This is a genomic window from Bradyrhizobium sp. STM 3809, assembly GCF_000239795.1.
Taxonomy (GTDB): Bacteria; Pseudomonadota; Alphaproteobacteria; order Rhizobiales; family Xanthobacteraceae; genus Bradyrhizobium.
This window is the reverse complement of the sequence record NZ_CAFJ01000300.1, coordinates 1-8,853: the sequence shown is the minus strand read 5'-3', so window position 1 is coordinate 8,853 and position 8,853 is coordinate 1. Positions and strand designations below refer to the sequence as shown.

Annotated in this window: 8 protein-coding genes; 4 read left to right on the top strand and 4 right to left on the bottom strand. The window is 66.2% G+C overall.

What is annotated here, in order from left to right:
• Positions 1–110 precede the first annotated feature (110 nt).
• Positions 111–464: a DUF6481 family protein gene (locus BRAS3809_RS16815; protein ID WP_008963307.1), complete on the top strand. Its 354-nt coding sequence runs from the start codon at positions 111–113 to the stop codon at positions 462–464.
• A gap of 119 nt (positions 465–583) precedes the next feature.
• On the opposite strand, the gene BRAS3809_RS16810 is transcribed toward BRAS3809_RS16815, so the two are convergent.
• Positions 584–817 (bottom strand): pentapeptide MXKDX repeat protein, encoded by a 234-nt coding sequence (locus tag BRAS3809_RS16810; RefSeq protein ID WP_008963306.1) that lies wholly within the window; start codon positions 815–817, stop codon positions 584–586.
• 364 nt (positions 818–1,181) lie between these two features.
• On the opposite strand from BRAS3809_RS16810, the gene BRAS3809_RS16805 reads away from it, so the two are divergent.
• The 3 genes from BRAS3809_RS16805 to BRAS3809_RS16795 are packed head-to-tail and all read left to right on the top strand — an operon-like array spanning position 1,182 to position 4,108.
• On the top strand, positions 1,182–2,204 hold the full coding sequence (locus tag BRAS3809_RS16805; protein ID WP_008963305.1) for a TRAP transporter substrate-binding protein: 1,023 nt from the start codon (positions 1,182–1,184) through the stop codon (positions 2,202–2,204).
• 3 nt (positions 2,205–2,207) lie between these two features.
• Positions 2,208–2,753, top strand: a complete 546-nt coding sequence (locus BRAS3809_RS16800) for a TRAP transporter small permease (protein ID WP_008963304.1) — start codon at positions 2,208–2,210, stop codon at positions 2,751–2,753.
• Complete coding sequence (locus BRAS3809_RS16795; protein ID WP_008963303.1) at positions 2,750–4,108, top strand: TRAP transporter large permease; 1,359 nt, start codon at positions 2,750–2,752, stop codon at positions 4,106–4,108. The genes BRAS3809_RS16800 and BRAS3809_RS16795 overlap by 4 nt, the downstream gene beginning before the upstream one ends.
• A gap of 63 nt (positions 4,109–4,171) precedes the next feature.
• Here BRAS3809_RS16795 and BRAS3809_RS16790 read toward each other — a convergent pair whose 3' ends face one another.
• The 3 genes from BRAS3809_RS16790 to BRAS3809_RS16780 are packed head-to-tail and all read right to left on the bottom strand — an operon-like array spanning position 4,172 to position 8,726.
• On the bottom strand, positions 4,172–5,086 hold the full coding sequence (locus BRAS3809_RS16790) for a hydroxymethylglutaryl-CoA lyase (protein WP_008963302.1): 915 nt from the start codon (positions 5,084–5,086) through the stop codon (positions 4,172–4,174).
• Between the two features lie 23 nt (positions 5,087–5,109).
• Positions 5,110–7,116 carry an acetyl-CoA carboxylase biotin carboxylase subunit gene (locus BRAS3809_RS16785; protein ID WP_008963301.1) on the bottom strand — a complete coding sequence of 669 codons (2,007 nt, stop codon included), beginning with the start codon at positions 7,114–7,116 and terminating at the stop codon, positions 5,110–5,112.
• Positions 7,117–7,118: 2 nt separating this feature from the next.
• Entirely contained in the window at positions 7,119–8,726 is a 1,608-nt protein-coding gene (locus tag BRAS3809_RS16780) for a carboxyl transferase domain-containing protein (protein ID WP_008963300.1), read from the bottom strand.
• Positions 8,727–8,853 lie beyond the last annotated feature (127 nt).

The following is an 8,853-nucleotide window of genomic DNA, read 5'->3' as shown; positions in this document are numbered from 1 at the left end:
AGCCTTCGTTCGTGTTCACGGCACCGTGGAGGAATGGCTGGGCGGCGCGTACAGCCCCGCACCGAATCACACAGATCAGACCACACCAGTAGCGAAGTGACGACGTCTCCATGAGAGGATTCAAGGAACCCGGTTTTGCCGATCGGCAAAAGGCCGCGCAGCAGGCACGACAGAGCATCTTGCAGAAGTTCAAGGCGCAGCCCGGGCCGGACGATCCCGAAGTCGTGAAGCGACGGCAGGAGCGCGAGGCGGCGGCGGCACGCCGGGAACAGCTGCGGCTCGAGCGCGAGGCCGCCAAGGCCGAGCAGAAGCGGCTCGAGGAAGAGGCGAAGGCCGCCGAGGCGGCGCGGCTCGCCCGCGAGGCGGAAGAAGCTGCCGCCCGCGCGGCGGAGCTCGAGGCCGAGCAGAAGGCCAAGCGCGACGCGCGCTACGCCGCGCGCAAGGCCCGCGGCAAGAAGAAGTAGTGACGTGATGGAGCGGCGCCATGGCGGTTTGCCGCCCTGGCGCCGTCGATGGTCGTGACGCGAAGAGGCTTACGGCCCCGGCGGCGCCGCGACCGAAGCGGCGCTGGAGCCGACGCGCCTCACTTCTTCATCATGCCGTCGTCCTTCTTCATCCCGTCCTTGGACATCGTATCCTTCTTCATGCCGTCCTTGCCCATCGCGTCCTTCTTCATGCCGTCGTGGGACATCGAGTCTTTCTTCATCCCGTCGTCCTTGCCCATCTTGTCCTCGGCGAACGCCACCGGCGCGAGCGCGACATTGAAGGCGAGAGCGGTGGCGGAGACGGCGAGGATGAGGCGGTTGCGAGAGATCATGATGGTCGCTCCTTCGAGGTGCGGGGTTGGACGGCGATCGATGCGCCGCTCCTTGACCTCGACGTTTCCAGCAACACGGTTGTTACGGACCGGCGAATTTATTTTCGCCGATCAATTTTGAATCGAGTTCTCCGGTGTTTGGAAGGTCGACACAATTTCGCCCCGGCAAACCGGTGTTAGTACAACCGCTGCAAGGGACCCAGAGGCCGACATTTGCGCCGCAGCAATATGTCGCCTCCCCTGCATTTGACCTCGAACGGACCGTCGAGTTCGGCTAGAGGTACATCCGGCAGTTTGGCTCGTATCGGTAATGCCAGCGAACCGTGGTCGGGAACCCAATCAGAAGTTGTCCAGGGGAAATCTCATGCTCTCACGCCGTCACGTCATCGCCTCCGCGCTCGCCGCGCCCGCCATCCTGCGCTTCGGAATCGGCACGGCCCATGCTGCAACGACGCTGAAGATCTCCCACCAATTCCCCGGCGGAACCGTCGACAAGGGCGACTTCCGCGACCGGCTCTGCCGGGTCTTCGCGGACGAGGTCTCGAAGCGCTCGGGCGGCGAGATCGCGGCCGAGATCTATCCGAACTCGTCGCTCATCAAGACCGTGGCGCAATTCTCGGCGATGCGAAAAGGCGCGCTCGACATCAGCCTATATCCGATGCCCTACGCCGGCGGCGAAGTGCCTGAGACCAACATCGGCCTGATGCCGGGCCTCGTCACCACCTACAACCAGGGCCTGCGCTGGAAGAACGAGCCGGTCGGCAAGGCACTCAGCGACTTCCTGGCCGACAAGGGCATCATCCTGCTGACCTGGATCTGGCAGGCCGGCGGCGTCGCGAGCCGGTCGCGCGCGCTGGTGACCCCCGAGGATGCCAAGGGCATGAAGGTGCGCGGCGGCTCGCGCGAGATGGACATGGTGCTGCAGACCGCCGGCGCGTCGGTGCTGTCCGTTCCCTCCAACGAAATCTACACGGCGATGCAGACCGGCGCCTGCGATGCCGGCCTCACGTCGTCGACCAGCCTGATCTCGTTCCGCCTGGAGGAGGTCGCCAAGGCGCTGACCTCCGGTGCCAAGGCGTCGTACTGGTTCATGCTTGAGCCGCTGATGATGTCGAAGGCGAGCTTCGACAAGCTGCCGAAGAACCAGCAGGACATCCTCCTGACCGTCGGCGCGGAGCTCGAGGCGTTCGGGCGCAAGGGCGCGCAGGAGGACGACATCGAGGTCGCCAAGGTCTACGAGAAGGCCGGCGCGAAGGTCACCGAGCTCGACCTCGACACCGTCAACAAGTGGCGCGACATTGCCCGTGACACCGCGTGGAAGGACTATGGTGCAAAGTCCGCAAACTGCGCCAAGCTGCTGAAGCTCGCGTCCGACGTCGCGGCCTGATTGATGCACGCGCCCGTCTCCGATAGCGAGGCATCACCGTCCCCCGGCGCCAGCGGACCGCTGGCGCCGATTCAGCGTGTGATCTCGGCTCTCAACAGCATCATCGTCGTTTTCGCCGCGATCGCCCTGGTCGCGGCCTGCGTCATCCTCAGCTACAGCGTCGCCGGCCGCGCGCTGTTCAAGGCCGCCAACTACTGGCAGGACGAGGCGGCCGTGTTCCTGCTGGTCGGCGCAACCTTCATGACCGCCTCCTATGTCCAGGAGCATCGCGGCCACGTCAGCATCGAGGCGTTTGTCGGCCTGATGTCGCCGATGGCCAACAAGATCCGGCTCTGGCTGGTCGACGTCGCCAGCTTCCTGTTCTGTGCCTTCTTCACCTGGAAGTCCTGGACCCTGACCCATGAGGCGTTCGAGGACGGCCAGGTCTCCAATTCGATGTGGTCGCCGCCACTCGCCATCCCCTACGGCCTGATGGCCGCCGGCATGACGTTGCTGTGCGTTCAGATGCTGCTGCAGATCCTGGCGCCGCTCACCGGAGCGCGTCGATGAGCGTGTTTGGAATTGGTGTCGCCTACGGGGTCGCCACCCTGTTCGCGATGTTCGCGGGCATGCCGATCGCCTTCGCGCTCGGCGCCGTCGCCGTCGTGTTCATGGCGATCTACATGCCGACCGCCTCGCTCGATACGGTGACGCAGAACGTCTACGAGGAAATGGCGTCGATCACGCTGCTGTCGATCCCCCTGTTCATCCTCAAGGGCGCCGCGATCGGCCGCTCCCGCGCCGGCCAGGATCTCTACTCGGCGCTGCATGCCTGGCTGCATCGCGTGCCCGGCGGTCTCGGCGTCGCCAACGTGTTCGCCTGCGCGCTGTTCGCGGCGATGGCCGGCTCGTCACCCGCGACCTGCTCGGCGATCGGCTCGGCCGGCATACCCGAGATGCGCAAGCGCGGCTATTCCGGCGGCTTCGCGGCCGGGATCATCGCCGCCGGCGGTACGCTCGGCATCCTGCTGCCGCCCTCGATCACGATGATCCTGTTCGCGATCGCCGCCGAGAAGTCGCTGGGGCGGCTGTTCCTGGCCGGCATCGGCCCTGGCTTGCTGCTGGTCACGCTGTTCGGCGCCTATGCCGTGCTGCGCTTCCGCCAGGAATATGCGTCCGCCAAGCTGGCCTATGAGAAATCGGGGGCGTGGTCGGACATCCTGACCAAGGACGATTTCACCATGGCGCAGCGCTTCTCGGTGCTGCCGCGCGTGATCCCGTTCGTGCTGCTGCTGACCGGCGTGATGGTCGCGCTCTATGGCGGCTTCGCCACCCCGTCGGAGACGGCCGGCCTCGGCGGCATCCTGGCGCTAGTGCTGATCGCGATCATCTACCGGGTCTGGAGCCCAAGGGATCTCGCGCCGATCATGCGAGCCACCTTGCGCGAGTCGACCATGCTGATGCTGATCATCGGCATGTCGCTGCTCTACTCCTACGTGATGAGCTATCTGCACATCTCGCAGTCCGTCGCCGAATCCATCGTCGCGATGCACCTGCCGCGCTGGGAGCTGCTGTTCGCGATCCTGTTGATGGTGGTCGTGCTCGGCTTCTTCCTGCCGCCGGTGTCGATCATCCTGATGACCGCACCGATCATCCTGCCGCCGCTGCGCGCGGCGAATTTCGACATCATCTGGTTCGGCGTCGTCATGACCATCGTGATGGAGATGGGCCTGATCCATCCGCCGGTCGGCCTGAACATCTTCGTCATCCGCAACGTCGCGCCGGACATCCCCCTGCGCGACGTGATCTGGGGCACGCTGCCGTTCGTGCTCCTGATGATGGCGGCCGTTCTGCTGCTCTGCTTCGTGCCGCAGATCTCGACCGGCCTGCCGGACCTCGTGATGGGCCCGGATCTGAGCCGCTAGCGCGGCGGCGAATGGCGAATAGGAAGTAACGAATCGAGAAGCGAGCGGGACCTGCACCATTCGCTACTCGCCATTCGCTACCCGCCTGTTCTTCGCATTCAGCGCCGCCGCGACACGGCTGACCGGCGGGCGGCCAAGCAGCCGGCTGATCTCGTTGGTGGCTGCCAAGAGCTTGGTCATATCGACGCCGGTGCGAATGCCCATGCCGTCGAGCATGTAGACGACATCCTCGGTCGCGACATTGCCGGTCGCGCCCGGCGCGAACGGGCAGCCGCCAAGGCCACCGGCGGCGGCGTCGATGACGCGGACGCCCTCCTCCATCCCGGCATAGAGGTTGGCGAGCGCCTGGCCATAGGTGTCGTGGAAATGCATCGCCAGATGCGACACCGGCACGTCGTCGCAGACCGCGCGCAGCATCTGCTTGGCCTTTACGGGCGTGCCGACCCCGATCGTGTCGCCGAGCGAGACCTCGTAGCAGCCGAGATCCCACAGCGCCTTGGCAACGTCGGCGACCGCCTGCGGCTTGATCTCGCCCTCATAGGGACAGCCGAGCACGCAGGAGACGTAGCCACGCACCTTGATGCCGTCGGTCTTGGCATGCGCCACGACCGGCTTGAAGCGCTCCAGCGACTCTTCGATCGAACAGTTGATGTTGGCGCGGGAGAAGCTCTCGGACGCCGCCGTGAACACCGAGATCACCTTGGCGCCGGCGGCATGAGCAGCCTCATAGCCCTTCACGTTGGGCACGAGCACGTGGAACTCGCCCGGCAGCGCGGCGACGCTGCGCATCACCTCGTCGGATCCGACCATCTGCGGGATCGCCTTGGGCGAGACGAAGGCACCGACCTCGACGGTCGTCAGGCCAGCGTCGACCAGCGCGCGGACGAAGGCGATGCGGTCGGCGACGCTGACGGAGGTCTTCTCGTTCTGCAGGCCGTCGCGCGGGCCCATTTCGATGATGCGCACGCTCTCGCTCATGCTGCCCTCTTGGAGTTGGAGGATCAGGCGGAGGGTTCGACTTCCGCCAGTTCGACGCCTTCCTGCACGATGTCGCCGACCTTGCACTTGATCGCCTTGAGCACACCCGCGAACGGCGCGCGCAAGGTCTGCTCCATCTTCATCACCTCCAGCGTCAGGATCGCCGCGCCCTTCTCCAGCACGGCCCCCTCCTGCGCCAGCAAGGCCACCACGGTGCCCGGCAAGGGCGCGACGATCTTGTCCTCGCCACCCTGCTCCTCGTCATCGCCGCCGAACGGATCGATCCAATGCAGGTCGAACCGGCCATTGCGGGTGCGAAGGTAAAGCTCGTGTCCTTCGATCACGGCCACCACATGGGACTTGAGGCCGTCGCGCACAAGGTCGAAGCCGCCATCTTCGGTCGGAATGGCCGAGAACGATGTGACCCGGCCATCGATCGTCACGGTCTGCACGCTCGGACCATAGGCCAGCGTCACCGTCTGCGGCTCTGCTCCCGCGCCCTGGCGGAACGAGAACACCCGCTGCCGCAGGCCCACCGGCATCCACCCGGAGGACCGCCACGGCGAGCCCTGCTCATTCGCCGCCGCAGCCTGCTCGTCGATCAGAATGGCCGCGACCGCGGCGCACAACTCGACATCGCCAGCCGTTGCGCCCGATTGCGTGAGCAGCGACAAATGACGCTCGATGAAGCCGGTGTCGATCGCATTGGCCTGGACATCCGGATGCGTCAGCAGCGCCGACAGAAACGGAATGTTGCTGACGATGCCGCGAACATCGGTGTCCTCGAGCCCGCGGTTGAGCCGCTCGATCGCAACCTCGCGCGTCGGCGCCCAGGCGATCATCTTGGCGAGCATCGCGTCGTAATAAGGCGAGACGGCATCCCCCGCGCGATAGCCGGCGTCGATGCGCAGACCGCCGGTCTCCGCCGGCGTCCGCCAAGTTTTGATGGTCCCGACCGAGGGCATGAAGTTCTTCGCCGGATTCTCGGCGTAGACGCGCGCCTCGATGGCGTGACCATTGAGTTTGATCTGGTCCTGGGTCAGCGGAAGTTGCTCACCGAACGCGACGCGCAGCTGCCATTCGACGAGATCGACGCCGGTGATCAGCTCGGTGACGGGATGCTCGACCTGCAGGCGCGTGTTCATCTCGATGAAGAACACGTCGCGCCCGTCGGACACGAACTCGATCGTACCGGCCCCGACATAGTTGACGGCGCCGGCCGCGCGCCGTGCCGCCGCGCACACCGTCTCCCGCTGCGCCGGTGACAGCGTCGGCGACGGAGCCTCCTCGATCACCTTCTGATGCCGGCGCTGCAGGGTGCATTCGCGCTCGAACAGCGAGACCAGATTGCCGTGGCTGTCCCCGATGATCTGCACCTCGATATGGCGCGGGTTCTGGACGTATTTCTCGATCAACACGCGGTCATCGCTGAAGGCCGCCTTCGCCTCGCGCTTGGCGCTGGTGACGGCGTCGGCGAGATCCGCGGCCGCCTGGACCACGCGCATGCCGCGGCCGCCGCCGCCGGCGGACGCCTTGATCAGCACGGGATAGCCGATCCGTGCCGCCTCGTTGGCGAGCGTCGCCTCGTCCTGCGCCTCGCCGTGATAGCCCGGCACGAGCGGCACGCCGGCCTGCTCCATCAGGAACTTCGAGCCGGACTTCGAGCCCATCGCGGTGATCATCGCCGCGGTCGGGCCGACGAACACCAGCCCGGCGTCGAGACAGGCCTGCGCGAACTCCGCGCTCTCCGACAGGAAGCCGTAGCCGGGATGCACCGCCTCGGCGCCGGTCTGCTTGGCGGCCTCGATCAGCCGCTCGATGTTGAGATAGGAGTCGCGGGCGCGCGCGGGCCCGAGCAGCACGGCCTCGTCGGCGAGGGCGACATGCAGCGCGTTGCGGTCGGCCTCGGAATACACCGCGACGGTCTTCAATCCCATCGCGCGCGCCGTGCGGATGACGCGCACGGCGATCTCGCCGCGGTTGGCGATCAGGAGCTTGCGGAAACGACGATACAATCCGGGACGAGCCATGATCACATCCTGAACAGGCCGAACCTGGTCGGCTCGACCGGGGCATTGGCGGCAGCGGACAATCCGAGTCCGAGCACGAGGCGGGTGTCGGCGGGATCGATCACGCCGTCATCCCACAGCCGCGCGGTCGCGTAGTACGGATTGCCCTGCGCCTCGTATTGCGCGCGGATGGGGCTGCGAAATTTCTCTTCCTCCTCGGCTGGCCAGCTCTCGCCCTTGGCCTCGATGCCGTCGCGGCGGACCTGGCTCAGCACCATCGCCGCCTGCTCGCCGCCCATCACGGAGATACGCGCATTCGGCCACATCCACAGGAAGCGCGGCGCATAGGCGCGGCCGCACATGCCGTAATTGCCGGCGCCGTAGGAGCCGCCGATCACGATCGTGAACTTCGGCACCGACGCGGTCGCGACCGCCGTCACCAGCTTGGCGCCATCACGGGCGATGCCGCCGGCCTCGTATTTCTTGCCGACCATGAAGCCGGTGATGTTCTGCAGGAACACCAGCGGAATGTTGCGCTGGCAGCACAGCTCGATGAAGTGCGCGCCCTTCAGCGAGCTCTCGCTGAACAGGATGCCGTTGTTGGCGATGATGCCGACGGGATAACCGAAGATGTGCGCGAAGCCGCACACCAGGGTCTGGCCGTAGAGCTTCTTGAACTCGTCGAACTCCGAGCCGTCGACCACACGCGCAATGATGTCGCGCACGTCGAACGGCTTGCGGCCATCGACAGGAACCACGCCATAGATCTCCTCCGCGGCATAGCGCGGCTCGTGGACCTCGCGCATGTTCAGCACCGTGCGCGCGCCCGGCGGTTTCAAGGTGCCGACGATGCGGCGCGCGATGCCGATCGCATGGGCATCGTTCTGCGCGTAGTGATCGGTGACGCCGGACTGGCGCGAATGCACATCGGCGCCGCCGAGCTCCTCGGCGCTGACGACCTCGCCGGTCGCTGCCTTCACCAGCGGCGGACCGCCGAGGAAGATCGTGCCCTGATTGCGCACGATGATGCTCTCGTCCGACATCGCCGGCACATAGGCGCCGCCTGCCGTGCACGAGCCCATCACGATCGCAAGCTGCGGAATGCCCTGCGCCGACATCTGCGCCTGGTTGTAGAAGATACGGCCGAAATGCCGCTCGTCCGGGAAGATCTCGTCCTGCAGCGGCAGGAACGCACCGCCGGAATCGACCATGTACACGCAGGGCAGATTGTTCTGCCGCGCGATGTCCTGGGCGCGCAGATGCTTCTTGACCGTCATCGGGTAGTAGGTGCCGCCCTTGATGGTGGCGTCATTGGCGACGACGACGCATTCGCGCCCCGCGATACGGCCGATGCCGGTGACGATGCTGGCCGAGTGTACGTCGCCGCCATAGAGCCCATGCGCCGCCAGCGGCGACAGCTCCAGGAAGGCGGTGCCGGGATCGAGCAGCAGGTCGACGCGCTGCCGCGCCAGCATCTTGCCGCGCGACAGATGCCGCTTGCGCGAGGCCTCGCCGCCGCCCTCGGCGACCTGCGCGAGCCTGGCCTTGAGGTCCGCGACCGGCGCGCGCATCGCCTCGGCGTTGCGCGCGAAATCGGCGGACGAGGGATCGATGGTGGAATGAAGCGTCATGATCGGCGTCTTCGTTGCTTGGACCGGAGGGAAAGCCGTGAGAGCACGCGTCAGACCGTCCGCGGCCGGAGGCGCCGCGACACGGGCGGGTGTACCATCTCTGCCGGCATGCTGTCCTCCCGTCTCC